Source organism: Bradyrhizobium elkanii USDA 76 (assembly GCF_023278185.1).
GTDB lineage: Bacteria > Pseudomonadota > Alphaproteobacteria > Rhizobiales > Xanthobacteraceae > Bradyrhizobium > Bradyrhizobium elkanii.
In genome coordinates this window covers 8,858,507-8,882,384 of record NZ_CP066356.1, presented here as the reverse complement: position 1 = coordinate 8,882,384, position 23,878 = coordinate 8,858,507, and the positions used below count along the sequence as shown (strand labels likewise).

25 protein-coding genes and 1 tRNA gene are annotated in these 23,878 nt (G+C 65.1%); 8 read left to right on the top strand and 18 right to left on the bottom strand.

What is annotated here, in order from left to right; all coding sequences use genetic code 11:
* Nucleotides 1-86 precede the first annotated feature (86 nt).
* The 5 genes from JEY66_RS41965 (at nucleotide 87) to JEY66_RS41945 (ending at nucleotide 4,418) form a co-directional block, all read left to right on the top strand.
* Nucleotides 87-965, top strand: a complete 879-nt coding sequence (locus JEY66_RS41965) for a F0F1 ATP synthase subunit gamma (RefSeq protein ID WP_026192101.1) — start codon at nucleotides 87-89, stop codon at nucleotides 963-965.
* Between the two features lie 25 nt (nucleotides 966-990).
* A complete protein-coding gene (gene atpD / locus JEY66_RS41960) occupies nucleotides 991-2,433 on the top strand; it encodes a F0F1 ATP synthase subunit beta (RefSeq protein WP_016843821.1) in 1,443 nt (480 codons plus the stop codon).
* 116 nt (nucleotides 2,434-2,549) lie between these two features.
* Complete coding sequence (locus JEY66_RS41955; protein ID WP_026192102.1) at nucleotides 2,550-2,957, top strand: F0F1 ATP synthase subunit epsilon; 408 nt, start codon at nucleotides 2,550-2,552, stop codon at nucleotides 2,955-2,957.
* 136 nt (nucleotides 2,958-3,093) lie between these two features.
* Complete coding sequence (locus JEY66_RS41950) at nucleotides 3,094-3,318, top strand: hypothetical protein (protein ID WP_016843819.1); 225 nt, start codon at nucleotides 3,094-3,096, stop codon at nucleotides 3,316-3,318.
* Nucleotides 3,319-3,422: 104 nt separating this feature from the next.
* Nucleotides 3,423-4,418 (top strand): helix-turn-helix domain-containing protein, encoded by a 996-nt coding sequence (locus JEY66_RS41945; protein ID WP_016843818.1) that lies wholly within the window; start codon nucleotides 3,423-3,425, stop codon nucleotides 4,416-4,418.
* Here the strand turns inward: JEY66_RS41945 and JEY66_RS41940 are convergent.
* The 12 genes from JEY66_RS41940 to JEY66_RS41885 form a co-directional block, all read right to left on the bottom strand.
* Nucleotides 4,376-4,876 (bottom strand): RNA pyrophosphohydrolase, encoded by a 501-nt coding sequence (locus JEY66_RS41940; RefSeq protein WP_026192103.1) that lies wholly within the window; start codon nucleotides 4,874-4,876, stop codon nucleotides 4,376-4,378. The genes JEY66_RS41945 and JEY66_RS41940 overlap by 43 nt on opposite strands.
* 33 nt (nucleotides 4,877-4,909) lie before the next feature.
* The gene (locus JEY66_RS41935; protein WP_016843816.1) at nucleotides 4,910-5,413 is read right to left on the bottom strand and encodes an RNA pyrophosphohydrolase; all 504 of its coding nucleotides are present in this window, start codon (nucleotides 5,411-5,413) and stop codon (nucleotides 4,910-4,912) included.
* An 81-nt stretch (nucleotides 5,414-5,494) separates the two neighbouring features.
* Nucleotides 5,495-6,709 carry a divergent polysaccharide deacetylase family protein gene (locus JEY66_RS41930; protein WP_018269400.1) on the bottom strand — a complete coding sequence of 405 codons (1,215 nt, stop codon included), beginning with the start codon at nucleotides 6,707-6,709 and terminating at the stop codon, nucleotides 5,495-5,497.
* A 150-nt stretch (nucleotides 6,710-6,859) separates the two neighbouring features.
* Nucleotides 6,860-8,227: a S41 family peptidase gene (locus JEY66_RS41925; protein ID WP_018269401.1), complete on the bottom strand. Its 1,368-nt coding sequence runs from the start codon at nucleotides 8,225-8,227 to the stop codon at nucleotides 6,860-6,862.
* Nucleotides 8,224-9,630, bottom strand: coding sequence for a murein hydrolase activator EnvC family protein (locus tag JEY66_RS41920; protein WP_018269402.1), 1,407 nt, complete (start codon nucleotides 9,628-9,630; stop codon nucleotides 8,224-8,226). The genes JEY66_RS41925 and JEY66_RS41920 overlap by 4 nt, the downstream gene beginning before the upstream one ends.
* Before the next feature lie 40 nt (nucleotides 9,631-9,670).
* Nucleotides 9,671-10,153 carry a 23S rRNA (pseudouridine(1915)-N(3))-methyltransferase RlmH gene (rlmH, locus tag JEY66_RS41915; RefSeq protein ID WP_016847839.1) on the bottom strand — a complete coding sequence of 161 codons (483 nt, stop codon included), beginning with the start codon at nucleotides 10,151-10,153 and terminating at the stop codon, nucleotides 9,671-9,673.
* A 128-nt stretch (nucleotides 10,154-10,281) separates the two neighbouring features.
* Entirely contained in the window at nucleotides 10,282-10,650 is a 369-nt protein-coding gene (gene rsfS / locus JEY66_RS41910) for a ribosome silencing factor (protein ID WP_018269403.1), read from the bottom strand.
* A 186-nt stretch (nucleotides 10,651-10,836) separates the two neighbouring features.
* Nucleotides 10,837-11,460, bottom strand: coding sequence for a nicotinate-nucleotide adenylyltransferase (locus JEY66_RS41905; RefSeq protein ID WP_018269404.1), 624 nt, complete (start codon nucleotides 11,458-11,460; stop codon nucleotides 10,837-10,839).
* A 45-nt stretch (nucleotides 11,461-11,505) separates the two neighbouring features.
* Nucleotides 11,506-12,798, bottom strand: a complete 1,293-nt coding sequence (locus JEY66_RS41900) for a glutamate-5-semialdehyde dehydrogenase (RefSeq protein WP_018269405.1) — start codon at nucleotides 12,796-12,798, stop codon at nucleotides 11,506-11,508.
* 122 nt (nucleotides 12,799-12,920) lie between these two features.
* Nucleotides 12,921-14,063 (bottom strand): glutamate 5-kinase, encoded by a 1,143-nt coding sequence (proB, locus tag JEY66_RS41895; RefSeq protein ID WP_016847843.1) that lies wholly within the window; start codon nucleotides 14,061-14,063, stop codon nucleotides 12,921-12,923.
* An 82-nt stretch (nucleotides 14,064-14,145) separates the two neighbouring features.
* Nucleotides 14,146-15,198, bottom strand: coding sequence for a GTPase ObgE (gene obgE, locus JEY66_RS41890; protein WP_016847844.1), 1,053 nt, complete (start codon nucleotides 15,196-15,198; stop codon nucleotides 14,146-14,148).
* Nucleotides 15,199-15,299: 101 nt separating this feature from the next.
* A complete protein-coding gene (locus JEY66_RS41885) occupies nucleotides 15,300-15,779 on the bottom strand; it encodes a MaoC family dehydratase (protein WP_016847845.1) in 480 nt (159 codons plus the stop codon).
* A 154-nt stretch (nucleotides 15,780-15,933) separates the two neighbouring features.
* On the opposite strand from JEY66_RS41885, the gene JEY66_RS41880 reads away from it, so the two are divergent.
* Complete coding sequence (locus tag JEY66_RS41880; RefSeq protein WP_016847846.1) at nucleotides 15,934-16,848, top strand: DMT family transporter; 915 nt, start codon at nucleotides 15,934-15,936, stop codon at nucleotides 16,846-16,848.
* Nucleotides 16,849-17,223: 375 nt separating this feature from the next.
* On the opposite strand, the gene JEY66_RS41875 is transcribed toward JEY66_RS41880, so the two are convergent.
* From JEY66_RS41875 to rplU, 3 genes are all read right to left on the bottom strand, one after another.
* A complete protein-coding gene (locus JEY66_RS41875) occupies nucleotides 17,224-17,820 on the bottom strand; it encodes a GNAT family N-acetyltransferase (protein WP_016847847.1) in 597 nt (198 codons plus the stop codon).
* A 170-nt stretch (nucleotides 17,821-17,990) separates the two neighbouring features.
* Nucleotides 17,991-18,260 (bottom strand): 50S ribosomal protein L27, encoded by a 270-nt coding sequence (gene rpmA, locus JEY66_RS41870; protein WP_016847848.1) that lies wholly within the window; start codon nucleotides 18,258-18,260, stop codon nucleotides 17,991-17,993.
* Between the two features lie 102 nt (nucleotides 18,261-18,362).
* Nucleotides 18,363-18,830, bottom strand: a complete 468-nt coding sequence (rplU, locus tag JEY66_RS41865; protein WP_016847849.1) for a 50S ribosomal protein L21 — start codon at nucleotides 18,828-18,830, stop codon at nucleotides 18,363-18,365.
* A 455-nt stretch (nucleotides 18,831-19,285) separates the two neighbouring features.
* Between rplU and JEY66_RS41860 the strand changes: the two genes are divergently transcribed.
* On the top strand, nucleotides 19,286-20,443 hold the full coding sequence (locus JEY66_RS41860) for an ROK family protein (RefSeq protein ID WP_016847850.1): 1,158 nt from the start codon (nucleotides 19,286-19,288) through the stop codon (nucleotides 20,441-20,443).
* A 434-nt stretch (nucleotides 20,444-20,877) separates the two neighbouring features.
* Here the strand turns inward: JEY66_RS41860 and JEY66_RS41855 are convergent, their stop codons facing one another.
* Entirely contained in the window at nucleotides 20,878-21,741 is an 864-nt protein-coding gene (locus JEY66_RS41855) for an alpha/beta fold hydrolase (protein WP_016847851.1), read from the bottom strand.
* A 313-nt stretch (nucleotides 21,742-22,054) separates the two neighbouring features.
* Here JEY66_RS41855 and JEY66_RS41850 point away from each other — a divergent pair.
* Nucleotides 22,055-22,144: transfer RNA gene (locus tag JEY66_RS41850), tRNA-Ser, on the top strand.
* 136 nt (nucleotides 22,145-22,280) lie between these two features.
* Here the strand turns inward: JEY66_RS41850 and JEY66_RS41845 are convergent.
* A complete protein-coding gene (locus JEY66_RS41845) occupies nucleotides 22,281-23,168 on the bottom strand; it encodes a sigma-70 family RNA polymerase sigma factor (RefSeq protein WP_016848295.1) in 888 nt (295 codons plus the stop codon).
* Nucleotides 23,165-23,824, bottom strand: coding sequence for a flavodoxin family protein (locus tag JEY66_RS41840; protein WP_016848296.1), 660 nt, complete (start codon nucleotides 23,822-23,824; stop codon nucleotides 23,165-23,167). The genes JEY66_RS41845 and JEY66_RS41840 overlap by 4 nt, the downstream gene beginning before the upstream one ends.
* Nucleotides 23,825-23,878: the final 54 nt, after the last annotated feature.

The following is a 23,878-nucleotide window of genomic DNA, read 5'->3' as shown; positions in this document are numbered from 1 at the left end:
GGGGCGTCGCCCGGCTCGCCGCCGGGCGTGACGAACGGAGGCTTGCGATCTGATCACTATGGTCGGATCGCCGGGGTGAACGAAGAATGGCGTCACTAAAAGACATGCGGGTCCGCATCGCCTCGACCAAGGCGACGCAGAAGATCACCAAGGCCATGCAGATGGTCGCAGCCTCGAAGCTGCGCCGCGCGCAGAACGCCGCCGAAGCGGCGCGGCCCTATGCCACCAAGATGGATGCGGTGATTTCCAACATCGCCGCGGCGGCCAACGGCACGCCCGGGGCGCCCGCGCTGCTTGCCGGCACCGGCAACGATCAGGTGCACCTGCTTCTGGTCTGCACCGGCGAGCGCGGCCTGTCCGGCGCGTTCAACTCCGCCATCGTGCGCCTGGCGCGCGAGCGGGCGAACGCGCTGCTCGCGCAGGGCAAGGAAGTCAAATTCTTCTGCGTCGGCCGCAAGGGCTACGAGCAGCTGCGGCGGACCTTCGAGAAGCGCATCGTCGAGCACCTCGACCTGCGCTCGGTACGCCAGATCGGCTTCACCAACGCCGAGGACATCGCCAACAAGGTGCTGGCGCGGTTCGAGGCCGGCGAGTTCGATGTCTGCACGCTGTTCTATTCGCGCTTCCAGTCGGTGATCGCGCAGATTCCGACCGCGCAGCAGATCATCCCGCTCGAGGTGGCTGCGCCCGCGGCCAATGCGGCGCCCTCCACGTCCTACGAATACGAGCCTGAAGAGGACCAGATTCTCGGCAGCCTGTTGCCGCGCAACCTCGCGGTGCAGATCTTCCGCGCGCTGCTGGAGAACAACGCCTCGTTCTATGGCGCGCAGATGAGCGCGATGGACAGCGCGACCCGCAATGCCGGCGAGATGATTCGCAAGCAAACCCTGATTTACAACAGAACCCGTCAGGCCCAGATCACGAAGGAGCTGATCGAGATCATCTCCGGCGCTGAGGCGGTCTAAGGCAGATTTCGAAGGAGAACAGTCCATGGCTACAGCAGCCAACCAGATCGGTCGCGTTACCCAGGTCACGGGCGCCGTGGTCGACGTGCAGTTCGAAGGCCACCTTCCGGCGATTCTGAACGCGCTCGAGACCAAGAACGGCGGCAACCGCCTGGTGCTCGAAGTCGCGCAGCACCTCGGTGAATCGACCGTCCGCACCATCGCGATGGATATCACCGAGGGCCTCGTGCGCGGTCAGGAAGTGACCGACACCGGCGAACCGATCCGGGTGCCGGTCGGCGAGGGCACGCTCGGCCGCATCATCAACGTCATCGGCGAGCCGATCGACGAAGCCGGCCCGATCAAGTCTGACGGCCTGCGCGCCATCCATCAGGAAGCACCGACCTACACCGACCAGTCCACCGAAGCCGAAATCCTCGTCACCGGCATCAAGGTCGTCGATCTTCTTGCTCCGTACGCGAAGGGCGGCAAGATCGGCCTGTTCGGCGGCGCCGGCGTCGGCAAGACCGTGCTGATTCAGGAGCTGATCAACAACGTCGCGAAGGCGCACGGCGGTTACTCCGTGTTCGCCGGCGTCGGCGAGCGCACCCGTGAAGGCAACGACCTCTATCACGAGTTCATCGAATCGAAGGTCAACGCCGATCCGCATAACCCGGATCCGAGCGTGAAGTCGAAGTGCGCGCTGGTGTTCGGCCAGATGAACGAGCCGCCGGGCGCCCGCGCCCGCGTCGGTCTGACCGGTCTCACCGTTGCCGAGCACTTCCGCGACCAGGGCCAGGACGTGCTGTTCTTCGTCGACAACATCTTCCGCTTCACCCAGGCGGGCTCGGAAGTGTCGGCGCTGCTCGGCCGTATTCCTTCGGCGGTGGGTTATCAGCCGACGCTCGCGACCGACATGGGCGCGCTGCAGGAGCGCATCACCACCACCCAGAAGGGCTCGATCACCTCGGTGCAGGCGATCTACGTGCCGGCCGACGACTTGACCGACCCGGCGCCCGCCACCTCGTTCGCGCACTTGGACGCCACCACGGTGCTGTCGCGCGCGATCTCGGAAAAGGGCATCTATCCGGCGGTGGATCCGCTCGACTCGACCTCGCGCATGCTGTCGGCGCTCGTCGTCGGTGATGAGCACTACAACACCGCGCGCATGGTCCAGCAGATCCTGCAACGCTACAAGTCGCTGCAGGACATCATCGCCATTCTCGGCATGGACGAACTGTCGGAAGAGGACAAGCTGACGGTGGCCCGCGCCCGCAAGGTCGAGCGCTTCCTGTCGCAGCCGTTCCACGTCGCCGAAGTCTTCACCGGCTCGCCGGGCAAGTTCGTCGACCTCGCCGACACCATCAAGGGCTTCCGCGATCTCTGCCAGGGCAAGTACGACCATCTGCCGGAAGCGGCGTTCTACATGGTCGGTACCATCGAAGAAGCCGTCGAGAAGGGCAAGAAGCTGGCGGCTGAAGCCGCCTAAGCTTCGGGATGTCGTCATCGCCGGACTTGATCCGGCGATCCATCGCACGAGAAGTATTTTGACTGATGGACCCGCGGGTCGAGCCCGCGGGTGACAGCGCAAAGAACGGAAAGACCATGGCCACCTTCCACTTCGATCTCGTCTCTCCCGAAAAGCTCGCCTTCTCCGGCGAGGTCGATCAGGTTGACGTCCCCGGCGTGGAGGGTGATTTCGGTGTGCTCGCCGGTCATGCACCTGTGGTCGCTACGGTTCGTCCGGGCATCCTGACGATCACGGCCGCCGGCAAGCGCGAGAAGGTGATCGTGCTCGGCGGCCTCGCCGAGGTTTCGGACAAGGGGCTCACCGTGCTCGCCGACGTCGCGACCGCGCTTGCGGACATCGATCGCGCGAAGTTCGCCGAGACGATCAACGAGATGCAGGAAAAGCTTGCCGAGAAGGAGGGCTCCGAGCTCGACCACGCAATCGAGCGGCTCGACCACTTCAAGAGCATCCAGCAAGAGCTCAACACGACGGCTATGCACTAAGGCGCGGTTGCCGACCGGCGATCGCGCCGCCATGTCGAGTGAGCCGACCCCCTTAGTGGAATAGCTCACACTTTTTCGATCATCGCCTGAGAAGGCTTGAATAATTCAACGCTCGCCACGCCGTGGCGAGCGTTCAATGCTTGTTGCGCGCGGGATCGACTGGCGGCATTCTCCCCGGCATATCTGGGTTCGGGGGCTGGTCCTCATGAAGCGCAAGGTCGCAGCGATCCTCGCGGCCGATATCGCAAGTCAGAGCCGATTGGTTGCCGACGATGAGGGAGAGACGCTGCGGCGGCTCGCCTCTTCTCGACAAGTCCGCTTCTTCGCGGTCGGCCCGAACGAACGACCTGCGAATATGTGAAGCAGCTTACAGCAGGGATCGTGCACAAATGACAAGCTGCAGCGCGACGACGATTTGGCCCGACCGCATCGCGATTTCATTCCTGACATAACGGACAAGCTGCCGTGCTGACTTTCACCACCGATGCTCTCCGCCCGCAGGACCGCTTCGAGCACTGGTGCGAGGTGCGCGGCAAGAGCCTGTTCGGGGTCACGATCGAGCTCGAACGCGACAAGAGGGCCGATTTCCGCGGGCGCTTCTCCGCGACGCCGGTGGGCAGTGCCGTGCTGGCGCAAATGTCGGCCTCCTCCTACTGCGTCAGCCGGACCGCATCCGACATCGCGCGCGTTCCGAGCAACAGCCTGCATCTTGCCTGGCAGGTGCGCGGCCCCGGCCACATGAATATCGGCCGCGATCGCGTCCAGTTTGTGCGCAACGGCGACCTGGTGTTCGGCCATTCCAATCTTCCGTTTGCCTCGACGCCCGAACGGACCGATGGCTTCGACTTCTTCAGCCTCAAGATCCCGGCCACCGACGAGCTCGTGCTCGGCGCGCGGATCGAGGACGCTCCGCCGGTCGCGCTGGCGCGCGATGCGAGCCTGACCCGGCTTGTCGGCGCCATGTTCCGCTCGATGGCACGAGATCTCGCGCAAGCCGGGCAGTTCGCCGGCGACGTTGCGCATATGGTGCGCCTGGCGCTGCTCGCGCGCGGTCGCCTGCGGCCACGCCAGGACGAAATCCGTGCCGCGCTGCATGCGGGCTACCTGCATGCCGCCCGCGAAATTCTGTTCCGCGACCTGCATCGCGCCTCGCTCACGCCGGCCGCGGTTGCCGCCGAGCTCGGCATCTCACTGCGGCAATTGCATGCGCTGTTCGAGCCGACCGGCCTGTCATTTGCGCGGACGCTGACGGCGGCAAGGTTGAAGGCGGCGAGGCGTGCGCTCTACGCCATACGGGAGCGCAGCATCGACGAGATCGCGTTCTCGTGCGGCTTCGACAGCATCGCGACCTTCTATCGCGTCTTCCGCTCGACCTACGGCATGACGCCGGGCGACGCGCGGCGCATTCCGCCGCAGGATCAGCCGGCGAATTCCGCGAACCGGGTCGCGACCGCGCGGTAGACGTCGCGGCGGAACGGCACCACGAGACCGGCAACGCGGTCGAGGCGCTCCCAGCGCCATCGATCGAATTCGGCAGGCTGGCCGTTGCGCGGCGTCAAAGGATCGATCTCCTCGTCGCGTCCGGTGAAGCGCAGCGCAAACCATTTCTGGCGCTGGCCGCGGAACTTGGCGAGCCGGTGCGATGTCGGCCCGTCATAGGCGGGGAATTCGTAGGTCATCCAGTCGGTCTCGCCGAGATAGTCGGCGTTGACCGCCCCGGTCTCTTCCCACAATTCGCGCATCACGGCCTGGCGCGGATCCTCGCCGGCGTCGATGCCGCCCTGCGGCATCTGCCATTCGAGGCCGGGCAGCACGATCTCCGGACCATCGTCCTTGATCCGGTGGCCGATCAGCACGCGTCCGTCGGCGTTGAACAGCGCGATGCCCACATTGGGGCGATAGGGCTTATCTGATGACATCTCGGGGGCTACGTCGCGCGTTGACCCGGCCGGCTACTTGGCTGCCAGACCGGCGAATTCCTTCACGACGCGCTCATAGACCGGACGCTTGAACGGCACAATCAGCTCCGGCAGATTCTTCATCGGCTCCCAGCGCCAGGTGATGAACTCGGCCTTGTGGCCGCCGCCCGGATTGGCGACGTTGATCTCGTTCTCATCGCCGGTGAAGCGCAACGCGAACCACTTTTGCCGCTGTCCGCGATAGCGGCCCTTCCAGGCGCGGCCCGCGACGGTGCGCGGGATATCGTAGATCAACCAGTCCGAGACCTCGCCGAGCTTCTCCACGGACTTGATGCTGGTCTCCTCATAGAGCTCGCGCCGTGCGGCCTGAAACGTATCCTCGCCGGGATCGACGCCGCCTTGCGGCATCTGCCAGACATGCGCGTCGTCGACATGCTCGATGCCGCCCGCACGGCGTCCGATGAAGACCAGCCCTGCTGTATTCAGCAGCATGATGCCGACGCAGGTTCGATAGGGCAGGTCTTCATAACGTGCCATGCTGCCGCTACCTCGCACAGTTCCGGCGCTGCCCGACCCGGCCCCCCGGCAAGGTCTCGAGCAGCACCAACGGATTGATCTTCAGCCCGATTTTGATTTCAGCATCGCCGTTGTCAATGGCACAAGCATAATGCCCTTGGAATCCAGTGTCTTGAGCCAGGCGCCGAGCCGCTCGATCGAGACCGGCAACGCCGAGGCGACGCCCACCGCCGTGCCGCGTTCCTTGGCGATGGTTTCCAGCTTGACCAGCGCGCGGTCGATCTCCGCCGACGTCGGCACCGCGTCGATGGCGAAATCGGCCTTGGCGAACGGCAATGACTGGCCCGCGGAGAGGGTCTGCGCGACGCTGCGCGGCGTGGAACCGTCATCGAAATAGCTCAGGCCGCGCTTGGCTGCTTCGCGGACGATGGGCTGCATCACGGGATCGGCCGCGACGAACCGGCCTCCCATGAAATTGGCGATCCCGGCATAGCCTTGCAGGCGGCTCAGGTGCCAATAGAAGCGGTCGAGGTTCTGCTCGCTGCTCAGCGTGGTCAGCAGGGTTTGCGGCCCCGGATCGTTGTCGGGATAGTCGAACGGCTCCATCGGGATCTGCAGCAGGATCTCGTGGCGTTGGGTCCGGGCGCGTTCCGCAAGCTTGCCCGGATCGGAGCCATAGGGCGTGAAGGCCAGCGTCACCGCCGGCGGCAGCTTCATGATGGCGTCGGTGGTCTTGGCGGCGCCGACGCCGAGGCCGGCGACCACGATGGCGACCACGGGCATCCGGGCGGCCTTGGCGCGGTCGGCCTCGGCTGCGTAGACGGTGGACGGCTTCAGGCCGTCGGCGACAACAGGGATCATGCCATAGCGTGACTTTTCCAGCAGGCGCGGATCGATGCCGGTCATCGCGAGTGGCGGCGTATCGCCATCGGCCTTGTCGGCCGGATCGCCGGCGCCGATCACCACGTCCTGGCGCTTGCCGCTGGAGCCGTCGATGATGGTGACGGTTCTCGCGTCGCTGGCTGCCGCCGGCGCCTTGGCGGCGGATTTGGCCACCGGTTCGGCCGCCGCCTGGCTGGCCGGAGCGTGCTTGTCGTCAGCGGCGGCGGGCGGGGGATTGCGGAGCGTGACACGGGCGATCGGTTCGCCGCCGAGCGGGTTGTCATTGAACAGCGCGATGCCGACAAAGCCGACCAGTACGAGCCCGAGCAGCACGGCGAGCGCCTGCATCGCCGTGAACGGCAGGCGAAACCGGCGCGTCCTGCCCACGGTCTGCTGCCCAAGCGGCGTGCTCAGTTCGTCGGCCGCCTCTGCCATGACCCTCCCCGAATCAACAGCGCGAACGATAGCACGATGCGGTGCATTCCCGCGCGCCGGCCTCCCCGTCAAAGCACGGTTACGGGTGGACACCGAAAGCAGAAAGGGCGGCCCGCGGGCCGCCCTGTTCGCCGAATCGATCGGATGAAATCAGTTCGCGGCCTTGTTGCCCGGCTTGTCGACCGCGGCCTTGTCGCGCGCAGCCTCCGGCGCCGCTGGCGCGCTCGAGGTCGACTTGATGCCGTGCAACAGGTCGTCGGCCATCTTCAGCGCCTTGTCGTCCTTGGCGTCCGGCGGGACGTAGGACTGCGAGCCGGTCTTCTCGTCGCCATCGTTCTTCAGATGGCCGCGCAGCGAAGCTTCGCCCTTGGTGTCGGTGCGCGCCTTCAGCTCCTCCGGCACGTCCTGCAGCACCTCGATGTCGGGCACGATGCCCTTGGCCTGGATCGACTTGCCCGACGGCGTGTAGTAGCGCGCGGTGGTCAGGCGCAGCGCGCCATTGCCCGAGCCGAGCGGGATGATGGTCTGCACCGAGCCCTTGCCGAACGAACGGGTGCCGACCAGCGTCGCCCGCTTGTGGTCCTGCAGCGCGCCGGCGACGATTTCGGAGGCCGAGGCCGAGCCGCCGTTGATCAGCACGATCACCGGCTTGCCCTTGGTGAGGTCGCCCGGATGGGCGGCGCGGCGCTGGGTTTCCTCGGCATTGCGTCCGCGGGTCGAGACGATCTCGCCGCGCTCCAGGAAGGAGTCGGACACCGTGACCGCCTCTTCGAGCAGGCCGCCCGGGTTATTGCGAAGATCGATGACGTAGCCCTTCAGCTTGTCGCCGATCTGGCCCTGCAGATTGGTGATCTCCTTCTTCAGGCCTTCGGTGGTCTGCTCGTTGAAGGTGGTGATGCGGATATAGGCGATGTCATCGGCCTCGACGCGCGCACGCACCGAGCGGACGCGGATGTTGTCGCGCACCAGCGTGACGTCGATCGGATTGTCCTGGCCCTTGCGGATGATCTTCAGCTTGATCTTGGTGTTGACCGGACCACGCATCTTCTCGACGGCCTGGTTCAGGGTCAGGCCCTGCACGGCCTCGTCGTCGAGGGTCGTGATGATGTCGTTGGCCATGATGCCGGCCTTCGAGGCCGGGGTGTCGTCGATCGGCGAGACCACCTTGATCAGGCCGTCTTCCATCGTGACTTCGATGCCGAGGCCGCCGAACTCGCCGCGGGTCTGCACCTGCATGTCGCGGAAGCTCTTGGCGTCCATGTAGCTCGAGTGTGGGTCGAGGCCGGACAGCATGCCGGAGATCGCGGATTCGACCAGCTTGCTGTCATCGGGCTTCTCGACATAGTCGCTGCGCACCCGCTCGAACACGTCGCCGAACAGATTGAGCTGGCGATAGGTGTCCGACGTCGCGGCGCGCGCGCTCGATCCCATCAGCACAGCGCGGGGCTGCGTGACGAAAAGCGTCAGGGCCGCGCCGGTGGCGGCGCTAAGGAGAATTACCGAAGTCTTGCGCATCATCCGCGAACCTTTTCGCCTTCATTTGCGGCCCACCATGGACCTGGATCGATTGGAGTGCCGTCTTTCCGGAACTCGACATAGAGCACTGGCTGGCTCGCATTGGTGGCGAGAATGGATGCAACTTGGGACGTCGACCCCATGGTCGCAACCGGCTCCCCCGTAAGTACAAACTGACCGATGTTTACCGAAATACGCTCCATCCCGGCGATCAGGACATGATACCCGCCCCCGGCATTGAGGATCAAGAGTTGTCCATAGCTGCGGAAAGGACCAGCGTAAACAACCCAGCCGTCACACGGGGTTGTGACCTGCGCGCCCGGCTTGGCTGCCAAAGAAATGCCTTTTTGTACGCCCCCCGCGCCGTCGGAACCGCCAAATTCGCGAATCTTGGTGCCATTCACGGGATAGGAGAACAGGCCTTTGGCCGAGGCGAAAGCGACCGCCGGGCTCATGCGGGCCGGGTCCTTGAGCGCCCCCAGATTCGGCTTGCCGTTAACCGTCGCCGGCGCTCCCTGGAGGCTGGCGGTGGCGGCGGCCTTGGCCGCGCTCTTGAGATCCTGCTCCATCTTGGCGATCAGGCTCTGCAGATTGTCGGCCTGTTTCGACAGCGCGATGGCACGGGCGCCTTCGGCCTCCATGTCCTTTTCGGCCGCGCTCTGCTGCCGCTGCCGTTCGTCGACCAGCGCCGCCAGGCGGGTCTGGTCTTCCCTCAGCTTGTCGCGGTCGGCCGCCAGCGCGTCGCGCTCGGTCGAGATGGTCTTGCGCAGCGCCACCAGCTCGCCGAGATCGGTCGCAAGCTTCTCGGCGCGGACCCGCAACTCCGGCACCACGGCGCCGAGCAGCATCGCGGTGCGGAGCGATTGCAGCGCGTCCTCGGGCCGCACCAGCAGCGCCGGCGGCGTGCGTCGTCCGGCGCGCTGCAGCGCGGCCAGCACCTCGATCACCTCGGAGCGGCGTGAATCGAGCGAGGCGCGGATGTCGCGCTCACGGCCGTCGAGCGGCTGCAGGCGCGCCTCGGCGTCGGCGATCCGGGTCTCGACGCCGCGCACCTGGCCGGCAATATCGATCAGCTGCTGATTGAGCTTGCTGCGGTCCTGGCCGATCGCGGCGATGTCGGCCTTCAGCTTCTCCTGCAGCTCGGTCGCCTTGCGCTGCTGCTCGCGCGCGGCCTCGAGCTCCTGCTCGCGCTGCTTGATGGCGTCGGGCGATGTCTCTGCGGTTGCGGCCTGCTGCGCCGGCGGCGCAGGCTGTTGTGCGGGTGGTGTCGCTTGCCCATGCGCCGCGGCCAGCGGACAGGCGGCGAACATCGCGATCGACAGCGGCAGCGATGCCGGCAGCCAGCGGCGGCGCGCGGCGCCGGCATGCGAAGCCGAATACGAAGCTGTGTCCCGCTTGTGCTGCATTCGCGTGAGTTCAGCGCTTTCGACTGTCCGTCACCACGCCTTACGCGCGATGATAGGGGTGGCCGGCCAAAATGGTCGCGGCGCGATAAATCTGTTCCAGAAGCATGACGCGGACCATTTGATGCGGCCAGGTCGCGGAGCCGAATGCAATTCGCAACAAAGCCTTGCGCTGCAATTCGGGCGAAAGTCCGTCCGCGCCGCCGATCACGAAGACAGTATGCGCTGTTCCTTCGTCGCGCCAGCGGCCGAGCTGCCGGGCAAAGCTCGCGCTGTCGATGCTCTTGCCGCGTTCGTCGAGCGCGACCAGCGCGTGCTTCTCAGGCAGCAATGCGGAGATCGCCGCAGCCTCTTCGGCAATGCGCGCGGCGGTGTCGCGCGCGCGGCTTTCCGCGATCTCATGGATCTCGAGGCCGCGAAACCCGAGCTTGCGGCCGATGTCCTCGAAGCGCTCGCGGTAACGCTCGGCGAGCTCCCGTTCAGGGCCCTGTTTCAGACGGCCGATGCAGATCACGACAAGGCGCATACACGCGTTTTCCGGCAAACTGGAAACCGGTTTGCCGCAGAAAACGCGTCAAGTCTATGACTCGCGCGCCTTAGGGCGCGCGCACAAGCTATATGCGCCGCAGCCGATTCGCATCGGCTTGATACCCGTTAGACCGCCGCGACCGCCGGGTTCTGAGTCCACAACCGCTCGAGATTGTAGAACTCGCGCACCTCAGGCCTGAACACGTGCACGATCACCTCGCCGGAATCGATCAGCACCCAGTCGCAATTGGGCAAGCCCTCGACATGGATGTTCTTGACCCCGTTCTCCTTGAGGCTCTTCGTCACATTTTCCGCGATCGCGCCAACGTGCCGGTTAACCCGGCCCGTGGTGACGATCATGTAGTCGGAATATGCGGATTTGCCCCGAAGGTCGATGGTGACCGTCTCTTCCGCCTTCACGTCCTCGAGGCGGGAGAGGATCAGGCTCAGCGTCTTGTTGGCATCCGGTTTGTCGGCGTCCGGTTGCGCCTGCAAGGCCGCGGTTTTGGTCGATGTTTTACGCGCAGTCTTTGGAACCTTGGGTAAAACAGACTTTGACAATACAGATGTGGCCAGGGACCATTCCTTTCACTGTATCGCGGGTGCCGAATCCTCGGCCCCACGCACCATACTACGCATGTGGGGTTAATGGTTTCAATATTCCAGTAACCCTTTTGCGCTTCATGCCGTTCTCCAGCTCCCGTCCGGGTTCCGAAGTCCGGTCGAAGACAGATTGGATTTCATTCCTGTCAGGAACACCCAGGCCGGCGCCCGCTGGTCGGCCAGCCGTGTCGCCTGATTTTCGGGCATGCGATAGCGCGCGAGCGCCTGCGCCGCCGGTGCGGCAAGGGCGCGGAAGCTTTGGGGCGGACGGTCGATCACGGCAATCGGCACATCGGACGCGATGCGCCGCCAATCTTTCCAGCGATGAAATTGCGCGAGATTGTCAGCGCCCATGATCCAGACGAAGTGCACGCCGGAGACACGGCGGCGCAAGTGGATGATCGTGTCCACAGTGTAGCTGACGCCAATGACAGCTTCGAGACAGCTGATGTCGATGCGCGGATCATCGGCAACGCGGCGCGCGGCCTCGGCGCGCTCGGCAAGCGCGTGCAGGCCATCATGGTTCTTCAGCGGATTGCCCGGCGTCAGCAGCCACCACACGCGGTCGAGCTGCAGGCGCTTGAGCGCGAACAGGCTGATGGCGCGATGTGCGGCGTGCGGTGGATTGAACGAGCCGCCAAGCAGCCCGATGCGCATGCCGTTGGTATAGAACGGAAGCGCCTGGGCTGCGGATAACGACACGCTCGATGCTTGATGCAATGGCTTACCGTGCGCGTGCGACAATGATCACGGCCGCGTCTGCCCGGTGCCGTGGACGCGGTACTTGAAGCTCGTCAGCTGCTCGGCGCCGACAGGCCCGCGGGCGTGGAATTTGCCGGTGGCAATGCCGATCTCCGCGCCGAAGCCGAACTCGCCGCCGTCGGCGAACTGGGTCGAGGCGTTGTGCAGTACGATCGCCGAATCGACTTCGTTGAGAAATCTTTGCGCGGCAGCGGCATCCTCCGTCACGATCGCATCGGTGTGGTGCGAGCCGTGATTCTGAATGTGCGCAATCGCTTCATCGAGACCGTCGACGACCTTCGCCGAGATGATCGCGTCCTCATATTCGGTGTCCCAGTCCTCGTCGGATGCGGGCTTCACCCTGGCATCGGCGCTTTGCACGACGTCGTCGCCGCGCACCTCGCAACCGGCATCGATCAACAGCTCGACCAGCGGCTTCAGCTGCGTCGCGGCAGCGTTGCGATCGACCAGCAGGGTCTCGACGGCGCCGCAGACGCCGGGACGGCGCATCTTGGCGTTCAGCACGACCGCCTTGGCCATATCGAGCCTGGCGCTGGCATCGACGTAAATGTGGTTGACGCCCTCGAGATGCGCGAACACCGGCACGCGTGCCTCCGCCTCGACGCGCGCGACGAGACTCTTGCCGCCACGCGGCACGATCACATCGATGCCGCCGTTCAATCCCGTCAGCATCAGGCCGACGGCCGCGCGGTCGCGGGTCGGCACCAGGGTAATCGCGGCCTCAGGCAGGCCGGCTTCGCGCAGGCCCTGCACCAGGCAATCATGAATCGCGCGGCAGGAGCGGAAACTGTCCGAGCCGCCGCGCAGGATCACCGCGTTGCCGGACTTCAGGCACAGCACACCGGCGTCGGCGGCGACGTTGGGCCGGCTCTCGAAGATCACGCCGATCACGCCGAGCGGCACGCGGACGCGCTCGATGGTCATGCCGTTCGGCCGCTGCCAGCTTTCGGTGACGGCGCCGACCGGATCAATGATCTCGCGCACGGTGGCGACGCCATCGGCCATGCCGGCGACGCGCGCCTCTGTCAGCGTCAGGCGGTCGACGAAGGCAGAGGTCATGCCGCCCGCGCGCGCCTCGGCGACGTCCTCGGCATTGGCGGCGAGGATGGCCGGCGCATTGGCGCGGATCGCGCGTTCGATCGCGGCGAGCGCCCGGTCCTTCTGCTCCGGCGGCGCCAGCGCGAGCACGCGCGCGGCGGCGCGCGCCTTGGCGGCGAGGTCGGTCATCAGGGCGGTGAGATCGGCGTTGCCGTCGATCGCCTTCAGGGGGGCGCTCATGAAATTACCAGCTTTGGACTAAGGCCATGTTCTAGCATGGCAATTGAAGGGTGGCGAGGCGCGGAACCGGCATGGCAGGTGGGCGGCAGGCCGCCCGCTCGGCCAATGGCCTATCCAATGGCCTACTTGGGCGGGATCGCCCCGGCCGGGCCGATCACGAGGTCGTCGCGATGGATCATCTCGGACCGGCCGCTGATGCCCAGAATGGTCATCACGTCGGGCGAAGAGCGGCCCATGATCTTCTCGGCGTTTTCGGCGTCGTAGGCGACCAGGCCGCGGCCGATCTCATGGGTGTCGGGGCCGCGCACCACCACGGCATCGCCGCGGGCGAACTGGCCGTCGACCCGGATCACGCCGGCCGGCAGCAGGCTCTTGCCGGCGCGCAGCGCCGCCACCGCGCCGGCATCGATGGTCAGCGTGCCCTTCGGTTCGAGCGAGCCCGCGATCCAGCGCTTGCGCGCGGTGACGGGATTGGCCGGGGTCAGGAACCAGGTGCAGCGGCCGCCATCGGCGATCGCAGCAAGCGGATGCTCGATCTTGCCGGACGCGATCAGCATATGGGTGCCGGCCGTGGTCGCGATCTTCGCGGCCTCGATCTTGGTGGTCATGCCGCCGCGCGACAGCTCCGAGCCGGCCGAGCCGGCCATCCCCTCGATCTCCGAGGTGATGCTTTCGACCACCGGGATCAGCCTGGCGTCGGAATCGAGCGCGGGCGGCGCGGTGTAGAGGCCGTCGATATCGGACAGCAGGATCAGCAGATCCGCGCTCGCCATGGTGGCGACGCGGGCGGCGAGGCGATCATTGTCGCCATAGCGGATCTCGGTGGTCGCGACCGTGTCGTTCTCGTTGATCACGGGCACCGCACCCCATTCCAGCAGCTTGGCGATAGTCGAGCGCGCGTTGAGATAGCGGCGGCGCTCCTCGGTGTCCTGCAGCGTCACCAGGATCTGCCCGGCGCCGATGCCGTGATGGCCGAGCACCTCCGACCAGATTCGCGCCAGCGCGATCTGGCCGACGGCCGCGGCCGCCTGGCTCTCCTCGAGCTTCAGCGGGCCGCGCGGCAGCTTCAGGCGGCTGCGGCCGAGCGCGATCGAGCCCGACGACACCACCATGACCTCGCAGCCTCGCTTGTGCAGCTTTGCGATGTCCTCGACCAGCGCGGCAAGCCAGGACGCGCGCACTTCGCCGGCCTGCGAGTCGACCAGCAGCGACGAGCCGACCTTGACGACGATACGGCGAAAGTTCTTGAGCGCGGGGCGTTTCATGGATTCGGTCTGGCAGGAAGGTGGAAGCAATAGACGCCACAATGTGGCTTGGGAAGTCCAGGTGTTGCGCGGCTTGTGCCGTTCAACCCTGCGGCACCGGCGTCGCCCACGGCTCCGCCTGGCCGCCCTTGGCCTTGTTGGACACCGGCGCTTCGCCGATCACCTCGACCAGCGCGCGCAGCGCATCCTGCACGCCTTCGCCGGTCGCGCCTGACAGCAACAGCGGGGTCTTCTTCGCCGCCCGCTTGAGGCGGTCCTTCTGCTTCTTCAGTTCGTCGGGCGCGACGGCGTCGATCTTGTTGAGCGCGACGATCTCGATCTTGTCGGCGAGATGGCCCTCATAGGCTTCGAGCTCGGTGCGCACCGTCTTGTAGGCCTTGCCGGCATGCTCGCAGGTCGCGTCGACCAGATGCAGCAGCACGCGGCAGCGCTCGACGTGACCGAGGAAGCGGTCGCCGAGGCCGGCGCCTTCATGCGCGCCTTCGATCAGGCCGGGGATGTCGGCGAGCACGAATTCGCGGCCGCCGAAATTCACCACGCCAAGCTGCGGATGCAGCGTGGTGAAGGGATAGTCGGCGATCTTCGGCCGTGCCGCGCTGACCACCGACAGGAAGGTCGATTTGCCGGCGTTGGGCAGGCCGACCAGGCCGGCATCGGCGATCAGCTTCAGCCGCAGCCAGATCCAGCGCTCTTCGCCGGGCGCGCCGGGATTGGCGTTGCGCGGCGCGCGGTTGGTGGAGGATTTGAAATGCGCGTTGCCGAAGCCGCCATTGCCGCCTTCAGCCAGCACGAATTTCTCGCCGAGTTCGGTGAAGTCGTGCAGCAGGGTCTCGCGGTCCTCGTCGAACACCTGGGTGCCGACCGGCACCTTCAGCACGATCGGCTTGCCGTTGGCGCCATGGCGGTCCTTGCCCATGCCATTGGTGCCCTTCTGTGCCTTGAAGTGCTGCTGGTAGCGGTAATCGATCAGCGTGTTCAGTCCGTCGACGGACTCGATGATGACGTCACCGCCGCGACCGCCATTGCCGCCGGAGGGACCGCCGAACTCGATGAACTTCTCGCGCCGGAACGCGACGCAGCCGTTGCCGCCGTCGCCCGAGCGAATATAGACCTTGGCTTCATCGAGGAATTTCATGATCCGCTCTAGTTAGGGCAGGGTGGCCTTTGCGGCAACCCGGAAAGGCCCTGACTTCGGCGAAAAGCCTTAATTTTCGGGCCTTTTTGCGGCCCAAGCGGCTAAGCAGGCCGTCTCCGGACCAGGAATTTCTGCATCCCCTCCAGCACCAGCTCGCGGCGCTGGTTGTGCACGGTCGAGCGCAGCGTCACGACGCCGGTGGTCTTGCCCGGCGACAGCTCGATCACCTCCAGCGCGGAGTAGATGGTATCGCCGGCATAGACCGGTTTCAGGAACTTGCTCGATTGCTCGAGGAAGCCGATCAGCGACTCCTCCACGACATAGGGAAACAATCCGGCGCCGGGCGCGGTGTGCACCAGGGTCTGGAAGCCGTGGGCGAGCAGATCAGGCATGCCGCGCGCGCGGCAATATTCGACGTCGTAATGGATCGGATGGGTGTCGCCGCTGGCGGTCTGGAACGCCGCGAACACGGCCGAGGTCTGGGTCCGGCTCGGAATCACGAAGCGCTCGCCGAGCACGAAATCCTCGAACCAGCGCTGCGCGGGGACCATGCGATGCTGGGTGGGGTCGAAGTCGCTCATGCGGCGTTTCCTGCTCTTCTTGTTGCCGGGATCAGCTACCGGTATCGCAGCGACGCAGGTGCGGCAATCCGTTCAATTCGTCATGCCCGGGCTTGTCCCGGGCATCCACGTCTTTAAAACCGGACGACTCGGGAACAATAGCGCAAGTCTGCTCATGAGCCTGTTCGCAAAACTGTCTTCCTACGACGACCGGTCGGCGCGGCTCGCCGGCATCGGCTTGATGCTGCTGTCGATCTTCATGTTCTCGTTCGGCGACGCGATGGGCAAATTCATCGTCGCCACCTATTCGGTCGGGCAATTGCTGTGGCTGCGCGCCTGCGCGGCGCTGCTCGTGCTGCTGCCGATCGTGTGGCAGCGGCGCGCGGATTTCCTGCATCTGGAGCGCCCGTGGCTGCAATTGCTGCGCGTCACGCTGTCGACGGTGGAGGTTGCGGCGTTCTTCCTGGCGACCGTCTATCTGCCGCTCGCCGACGTCATCACCTACTATCTGGCCGGACCGATCTTCGTTACCGCGATGTCGGGCCTCGTGCTCGGCGAGCATATCGGCTGGCGGCGCTGGACCGCGATCCTGGTCGGCTTCTGCGGGGTGTTGATCGCGCTCCGGCCGTCGGCGCAGACGATCAGCTGGCCGGCGATGATCGCGCTTGGCGGCAGCCTGTCGTTTGCGGTGCTGATGCTGATCACGCGCTCGCTGCGCGCGACGCCCGATATCGTGCTGGCGACGTCGCAGTTCGGCGGCACCTTCATCCTCGGCCTCGTGCTCTCGCCGTTCGGCTGGGTGACGCCGTCAGCCGGCAGCCTCGTGCTGTTCTTCACGGCCGGCATCATCTCGGTCGCGGCGCTGCTCTGCGTCAATCGTTCGCTGAAGCTCGCGCCGGCGAGCGTAGTGGTGCCCTACCAGTATTCGATGATCGTCTGGGCGGTGATCTTCGGCTTCGTGGTGTTCGGCGACGTGCCGTCCTGGGCCACCATCATCGGCGCCGCCATCATCATCGCCGCCGGCCTCTACATCTTCGTCCGCGAGCAGCAGCTTGGGCGCCCGGATTCCGCAGTGAATCCGCCGGCGTGATGTTTACCCTCCCCTGGAGGGGGAGGGTCGGATCACATTGAGCGCAGCGAAATGTGAGACGGGGTGGGGTGATCTCTCAACACGGGCAGCATCCGGGTGGAGCGACTGTCACCCCACCCCGCTGCGCATTCCGCTCCGCTGCATGCCCAGCGACCCTCCCCCTCCAGGGCAGGGCAATCGCATGTGGCGTTTGAGGTAATCGGAGTTCCCACAAACTCGTCATGCCCGGGCTTGTCCCGGGCATCCACGTCTTCGTTTCCACGCGAAGAAAAGACGTGGATGGCCGGGACAAGCCCGGCCATGACGGCGCGGAAGAATCGGTTCATTCCATATGCGATTGCCCTGCCCTCCAGGGGAGGGTGAAGACCAGAAGTCTCAGCTCTCCCGCCGGGTCGAGTTGTTCCAGCTCTTCAGCGACGCCCAGACGCCGCGCGACAGGCGGAAGCAGTCGACCGGGCTCGATGAGCCCAGCGCCTCGAAGCGGTGCAGCTCGACGCCGCCCCACTGGAAGCCGCACTTCTCGAGGATGTTGCGCGACGACGGATTGACGACGCGGGCGCCCGAGATCAGCTGGTCGAGATCGAATTCCTCGAAGAAGTAATCGATCACGGCGCGCGCGGCCTCGGTGCCGAAACCCTGGCCCCAATAGTCGACGCCGAGCCAGTAGCCGAGTTCGGCCGATGTCTCCTCGCGCCAGTCGATGCCGACCATGCCGATCGGCGTGTGATTGTTCTCGATCAGGAAAACGGTTTCACGTCCGCCGGCGCCGAGCGCGCGCACGAAGTCGATGGCGTCGTCGTGGGTATAGGGATGCGGCAGGCGGCGGGTGTTCTCCGCGATGCGGCGGTCATTGGCGAGGCGTGCGATTGCTTTTACGTCCGCGAGCGTCGGCTTGCGCAATGTCAGCCGTTCGGTCTCGAGGACGCATGCTCTTGCCTCGCGCAAGGTCGGCGTCGGGATGTCCTGCAACATGTCGAGCTCCTGTGATGCGAAAAATCGATACGCAACGCTTGGAACGTCACGCGCGTTCGAACTCGAACGCGCGCAACAAAAAGGGGAGGCCGGTCATCCCGCCTCCCCTTGGAGCCCTTTGCGACTCCGCCGGTTCAACAGGACCCGGCGGACTCATGTGTGTCCACCGTCTACTCGGCCGCCTCTGCCATCGGAATAACCGATACGAACGTGCGGCCGTTGGCTTTGGCACGGAACTCGACATGACCCTCGACCTTGGCGAAGAGAGTATGATCGGTGCCCATGCCGACATTAAGGCCAGGATGCCAGGTGGTGCCGCGCTGACGCGCGATGATGTTTCCGGGGATCACGCGCTCGCCACCGAACGCCTTGATGCCAAGGCGCTTGCCCTTGGAATCACGTCCGTTGCGCGATGAACCGCCTGCTTTTTTGTGAGCCATGGCTCGTCTCCGACTTCGCTTTGATCTCTAGATCAATTCCTTGACGGAATCATTTCACGTTTTGTCACGCTTCACATCTGAAAGCGCGACGATCACTTCTTCTTAAGCCTTGGCTGCGGCCTTCTTGGCCGGAGCCTTCTTGGCGGCCGGCGCCTTTGCGGGCGCCTTCTTCTTGGCCGCCTTCGGCGCTGCGTCCTCGCCATCGGCGGGCGCTGCGACCTTTTCCTTCTTCGGCCGCGGGCCGACGGTCGGCTTGGCGTTATCGGCGAGGATCTCGGTGATGCGAAGTACCGTGAGCTCGTCGCGATAGCCGCGCTTGCGGCGTGAATTCTTGCGGCGACGCTTCTTGAACGCGATCACCTTGGCGCCGCGCTTGTGCTGCAGCACTTCGGCTGCAACGGACGCGCCTGCCACGGTGGGCGTTCCCAGCACCGGCGTGTCACCGCCGAGCACCAGAACTTCGCCAAGCTGCACGATCGTGCCGACATCGCCGGCGATCTTGCCTATCTCGAGTACATCATTCGGAACGACACGGTACTGCCGGCCGCCGGTTTTGATGACTGCGAACATCGTTTGATTCCTTCGTGTTCGATCCCGGCCTCGGACGGTTCGCCCGGGTCGGCTTTTTGTTCAGTCGCTATGGGTTGCGTGTCACGTGCGAAGGGAATGAATTCCCAAATGGTCCGCACGAAAACAATCGGCGCGAGAAATCCCCGCGCCGGATGGGGGACTTATAGCCGCAAACGACCGAGAGTCAAGGTAAAGCAGGGCAAAAACCGGCCAAAAATGAAGGGTTTGGGATGGTTTTGGCCCGAATCGGCGGCCAAGCCGACGCTTGGTCGCGGCCAGGCTGGCGGTCCGTTTGGCGCCGTATGGTCTGGAGCGGGCTGGCCCAGCGTGACCGCCGCACCCGTGGAGCCGGTCTTGCCGCCAAACCCGTCCATCAAATGGCGCCGGCGCGCGCTGCAAGCAACCAATTGGGTTCCCCGCCGTTAACGACCCGACCTCAAGACGGGCAAGGGCGAATGGCCGACGACGCAGGATTGACCACGGGCATCGCGCACCACGGTGCCGCGCGGCTGCCGTCTGTCGACATCGACAGCTTCAACATCGAGCTGAAGGACGACGAGGGCTTTCTCGGCGATCGCGCCTCCAAGGGCGCCTTCCGCAAGATCCTCGACCGCTGGCGCAAGCCGCTGCGCAAGTCGGACGAGGATCCGTTCGGCGACGAGCCGTCGGACAAGATCAGCAAGAAGAAGCTCGACGAGCTGCTGGTCGGCGACGACACCGAGGCCTCGGCGGTCGTGCATAGCGCGATCGAGGAGTTTGCCCAGGAGCTCGCCTATGTGACGCGGCGTTTCCTCAACACCAAGGCCTGGGCCAAGACGGAGCGCATCGTGGTCGGCGGCGGCTTCCGCGACTCCAGGCTCGGTGAGCTCGCCATCGCGCGCACCGAGATCATCCTGAAGTCGGAGGATTTCAAGGTCGATTTGCTGCCGATCCGCTTTCACCCCGACGATGCCGGGCTGATCGGCACGCTGCATCTCGCGCCATCGTGGATTTTCGAGGCCCATGACGGCGTCCTCGCCGTCGACATCGGCGGCACCAATATCCGCTGCGGCGTTGTCGAGACGCGCTGGAAGAAGGCGCCCGATCTCTCCAAGGCCACGGTCTGGAAATCGGAGCTGTGGCGCCACGCCGATGACGAGCCGACGCGCGAAGGCGCGGTGAAGCGGCTGGTGAAGATGCTGAAGGAGTTGATCGCCGCCGCCGAGAAGGAGAATCTCAAGCTCGCGCCGTTCATCGGCATCGCCTGTCCCGGTGTCATCAATGAGGACGGATCGATCGAAAAGGGAGCGCAGAACCTGCCCGGCAATTGGGAGAGCAGCAAATTCAACTTGCCGGCGAGTCTGGTCGAGGCGATCCCGCAGATCGGCGATCATGACACCGCGATCGTGATGCATAATGACGGCGTGGTGCAGGGGCTGGCCGAGGTCCCGTTCATGCAGGATGTCGCGCGCTGGGGCGTGCTGACGATCGGAACCGGGCTTGGCAATGCCCGCTACACCAATCGCAAGAAAGACAACGGCAAGGACGAGAAGAAGGCCGAGAAGAAAGACAAGGATGACGAGAGCGAAAAGAACGAGAAAAAGGCCAAAAAGGCCAAGAAGGCCGACGCCTGAGCCGCGCTGGCTCGGCGATCGCGCGCGCTTCATCCGTGCTACTGTCTGCCTTCTCCTTCCCCCTGAAAGGGGGAAGGTCGGGATGGGGGGGCAGCCGCAGGCGATGCTGTTTGCGGAGAGAGCAGATCCCCACCCGCTTTGCTCTGGCGAGCAAAGCGACCTCCCCTTTTCAAGGGGAGGTAAGCCTGCGTAGCCCCGGATGCAGCGAAGCGAAATCCGGGGCACCTCCATCCGCAGATCCAGCGGCCCCGGATTACGCGCGGTAAGGTTGATCGGTTAGGTTAAGATCGGGTTCGCGTTGCCGTTTCGACGTCGCTCGCTACCGTGGCCCGTGTCGCTCCCGCCGACCGGCGAAGCCGCACTTCCCGGCCAGCAATATTAAGAAGCGGCACGGGACCGCCAGTTTTTGTCGCGTCCTGGCGGTCCCACCACTTCTACTTCCAATTGATCCGCGCGAAGAAGCCGGCGATCTCGGCGGCCGCGCGGTCGGGGTCCTCGCGATGCGGGAAATGCCCGACATCGAGAAACATCCCAAGGTCCAGATCGGAGAAGGTCTCGCCCAGCCGGTCGGTCCAGGCATAGGGAAACAGCGGGTCGTGCTCGGCCCAGCGAATGCAGGTCGGCACAGTGATCGGCGGCAGCGCCGGGGCCTCGCCCTGCATCATCTTCACGCGCGCGGCATGTGACGCGCGATAATGCGCAAAGCCGCCGGCGAGATTGCCGGGCTTGCAGAAATTGTCGGCGAAATCCTCGATCACGTCGTCGAACGCAGCCTTGCGGTGCGACCAGTTGTGCAGGAAATGACGGATATAGGTGCGGCAGCTGTCTCTGCTGGCACCGACCAGCGCGGGCGCCATCTCCATCTGGTGGAACGACTGGTACCAGATGTGGTTCAGCCGGTCGGGCGCGGCCATCCGCGGCCCGATGCCGGGATAGACGAAATCGAACAAGAACAAGCCGGCGATGCGGTCGGGCGCCTTGCGGGCGAGGGGCTGCATCACGGCGCCGCCGACGTCGTGGCCGACCACGCCGGCCTTGTCGACGCCGAGCGCGTCCAGCAGCGCCAGCATGTCGTCGGTATGCTGATCGGGGCCATAGGCGCCGTGCGGCTTGTCGCTGTCGCCGAAGCCGCGCAGGTCGGGCGCGATCAGGGTGTAGCGGTCGGCGAGGCGGGCCATCACCGGCTTCCAGGTCAGCCAGAATTCCGGCCAGCCGTGCAACAGCAGCAGCGGCCTCCCAGCGCCGGTCCGCGCGACGTGGAACGCCGCACCATTGGCTCGAATCGTCACATGCTCCATGGCCCGCTCCTGCTCCGGCTGGTTCGCTCGCGCGCCGATCGAACCAGAACCGTTCTGCTAGACCTTCGGTTCTGATTGAATCAGAACCGAAGCTCTGGATTCTTGTTCTGACGCGTTTTCTTCACGCGAACCGGTGTCCACTTCGCTCGAAAACGCTCTAGTGCTTTGTTTCCGCGCGCTTTCCTGGCGTATCCCGGTGCTTCGGTGGCGCGAGGCGCCGGTGACGGAAATATTATTGCAGCGCCTTGTCTGTCCCGCCATCCTCGCCTAGAACACGCCCCGACCGCGGGTGGCGCAAATCACCCGGGCCACTGGAGAGGTGGCAGAGTGGTTGAATGCACCGCACTCGAAATGCGGCATAGGTGCAAGCCTATCGGGGGTTCGAATCCCTCCCTCTCCGCCATCTAACCAATCGATCCGACCCCGCCAAAGCATCCGGCTGCGCCGGACCAGGAGGACGCGGCCGGTCGTCGCGACCCGGTCCGCGGCGCGCGATTGTCAGCCAATGACCCAGCGCGCGGGTGCTTCGAGGGGTGCGATCAGTTTCGCCGCCCCGTCATATTAGGGACGTTTTGCAGCTTGTCCGGATTGCGGGTCACATAGATCGCAACGACCTTTTGTTCTTCGATATGCAAGGCTGTCGTTTGAACGAGGTCGTCCTCGATGGTGATGAAGCCCGGCAATCCGTTGATGGTCGCGTAGCGGATCAATCGCGAGGGCTGCACGGCGAAGAGCCGGGCAAGCGCGGCGAAGCGCTCCATGGTTGCTTCAAGCCCGAGCAGAGGTCGGATAGGTGCAGGAACCCGGCCGCCACCATCCGCATAGACCACGACATCTTCGGCGAGCATCGCGCGCAGCGTGGCGAGGTCGCCTGTCCGGGTTGCCGTGAAGAAGGCATTTGCGAGCCGCAGGCCTTCTTCATTGCTGACGACAAACCTCGGCCTGGCAGCGTGGATATGCGCGCGTGCGCGGCTGGCGAGCTTGCGGCAGGTCGCAGCCTCACGCCCGATCGTCTCCGATACGGCATCGAACCCCAAGCCGAACACGTCATGCAGCAGAAAGGCTGCCCGCTCCAATGGCGACAGGCGTTCCAGCGCAATCATCAACGGCAGGATCAGATCGTCCGCCGCTTCCTCTGCTTCGGGGTCGAAGAACGGTTCGGGAAGCCACGGTCCGACATAGGCGGCACGCCGGCGCCGCGCGGATTTCAATTCGTTGAGGGATAATCGGGTGACGATGGTGTGCAAGACTGCCTTGGGATCGCGCATCTGATCGCGATCGGCGCCGAGCCAGCGCACCCAGGCGCTGTGCACGACATCCTCTGCGTCGGCGACCGAGCCCAGCATCCGATAGGCCAGCCGGATCAGGCGCGGACGCAGCTCGGCGAAGATCTCGGCCGCCGATGCGTCTTCAGCCGCGTCGGTCATGACGCAGCCCGAACGGCCGCTGAAGCCGCGTCACGGCCGCGCACAAACTGCAGCGCCGTCTTCGCCACCCGCTGTCCCAGGTGGCGGGCGGTCGCGAGATCGGATTCGGGCGGGGCGGTGTCCACACCCTCGTCGGTGTTCGACTGCGCCCCGGCTCCGAGCCAGAACCCCAGCCTGTTCGGATCGGCTTCCGATCCCGATGCGGAGTTGTTTCCCGGAGGCAGATCGAGATTGACCCAGTGCATGCCATGCTGGGCGGCGAACAACGCAAGCTGGACCAATGTGGACAGCTTGTCGCCGGCGTGTGCCCCCGAATTGGTGAAGCCGGCCGCGAGCTTGTCCTTCCAGCGGTAGCCCTTGGCCATCACCGCCCGCGACGTTGCTTCCTGAAAGGCTTTGAAGGCCGCGGAGGCGGCGCCCATGTAGGTGGGCGTGCCGAAGATCAGCGCTTCCGCATCCATCAGCCGATCCCAGTTCTGTTCCACGTGCTCGACAGGCACCAGAAGCGCCTCCGCGCCATCGATATCCTGGACGCCGGACCTGACGGCCTCCGCTTGACGCCGGGTATGGCCGTAGGCGCTATGATAGACGATTGCGATCAGGGTACGACCGCCTCCGGTTCCGAGTGTGTGCATGGTGTCCTCTGCTGCTGCCATTGCCGAAGCCAAGACAAGGCAGCGCGTCGAAACGTGACATGCCCTGCGAACTTT

Bases quoted from the DNA above. Each gene is read 5' to 3' on its own strand.
- JEY66_RS41965 (WP_026192101.1), top strand. From the start codon at position 87: ATGGCGTCACTAAAAGACATGCGGGTCCGCATCGCCTCGACCAAGGCG.
- atpD (WP_016843821.1), top strand. From the start codon at position 991: ATGGCTACAGCAGCCAACCAGATCGGTCGCGTTACCCAGGTCACGGGC.
- JEY66_RS41955 (WP_026192102.1), top strand. From the start codon at position 2,550: ATGGCCACCTTCCACTTCGATCTCGTCTCTCCCGAAAAGCTCGCCTTC.
- JEY66_RS41950 (WP_016843819.1), top strand. From the start codon at position 3,094: ATGCTTGTTGCGCGCGGGATCGACTGGCGGCATTCTCCCCGGCATATC.
- JEY66_RS41940 (WP_026192103.1), bottom strand. From the start codon at position 4,876: ATGTCATCAGATAAGCCCTATCGCCCCAATGTGGGCATCGCGCTGTTC.
- JEY66_RS41935 (WP_016843816.1), bottom strand. From the start codon at position 5,413: ATGGCACGTTATGAAGACCTGCCCTATCGAACCTGCGTCGGCATCATG.
- JEY66_RS41930 (WP_018269400.1), bottom strand. From the start codon at position 6,709: ATGGCAGAGGCGGCCGACGAACTGAGCACGCCGCTTGGGCAGCAGACC.
- JEY66_RS41925 (WP_018269401.1), bottom strand. From the start codon at position 8,227: ATGATGCGCAAGACTTCGGTAATTCTCCTTAGCGCCGCCACCGGCGCG.
- JEY66_RS41920 (WP_018269402.1), bottom strand. From the start codon at position 9,630: ATGCAGCACAAGCGGGACACAGCTTCGTATTCGGCTTCGCATGCCGGC.
- rlmH (WP_016847839.1), bottom strand. From the start codon at position 10,153: ATGCGCCTTGTCGTGATCTGCATCGGCCGTCTGAAACAGGGCCCTGAA.
- JEY66_RS41900 (WP_018269405.1), bottom strand. From the start codon at position 12,798: ATGAGCGCCCCCCTGAAGGCGATCGACGGCAACGCCGATCTCACCGCC.
- proB (WP_016847843.1), bottom strand. From the start codon at position 14,063: ATGAAACGCCCCGCGCTCAAGAACTTTCGCCGTATCGTCGTCAAGGTC.
- obgE (WP_016847844.1), bottom strand. From the start codon at position 15,198: ATGAAATTCCTCGATGAAGCCAAGGTCTATATTCGCTCGGGCGACGGC.
- JEY66_RS41885 (WP_016847845.1), bottom strand. From the start codon at position 15,779: ATGAGCGACTTCGACCCCACCCAGCATCGCATGGTCCCCGCGCAGCGC.
- JEY66_RS41880 (WP_016847846.1), top strand. From the start codon at position 15,934: ATGAGCCTGTTCGCAAAACTGTCTTCCTACGACGACCGGTCGGCGCGG.
- JEY66_RS41875 (WP_016847847.1), bottom strand. From the start codon at position 17,820: ATGTTGCAGGACATCCCGACGCCGACCTTGCGCGAGGCAAGAGCATGC.
- rpmA (WP_016847848.1), bottom strand. From the start codon at position 18,260: ATGGCTCACAAAAAAGCAGGCGGTTCATCGCGCAACGGACGTGATTCC.
- rplU (WP_016847849.1), bottom strand. From the start codon at position 18,830: ATGTTCGCAGTCATCAAAACCGGCGGCCGGCAGTACCGTGTCGTTCCG.
- JEY66_RS41860 (WP_016847850.1), top strand. From the start codon at position 19,286: ATGGCCGACGACGCAGGATTGACCACGGGCATCGCGCACCACGGTGCC.
- JEY66_RS41855 (WP_016847851.1), bottom strand. From the start codon at position 21,741: ATGGAGCATGTGACGATTCGAGCCAATGGTGCGGCGTTCCACGTCGCG.
- JEY66_RS41845 (WP_016848295.1), bottom strand. From the start codon at position 23,168: ATGACCGACGCGGCTGAAGACGCATCGGCGGCCGAGATCTTCGCCGAG.
- JEY66_RS41840 (WP_016848296.1), bottom strand. From the start codon at position 23,824: ATGGCAGCAGCAGAGGACACCATGCACACACTCGGAACCGGAGGCGGT.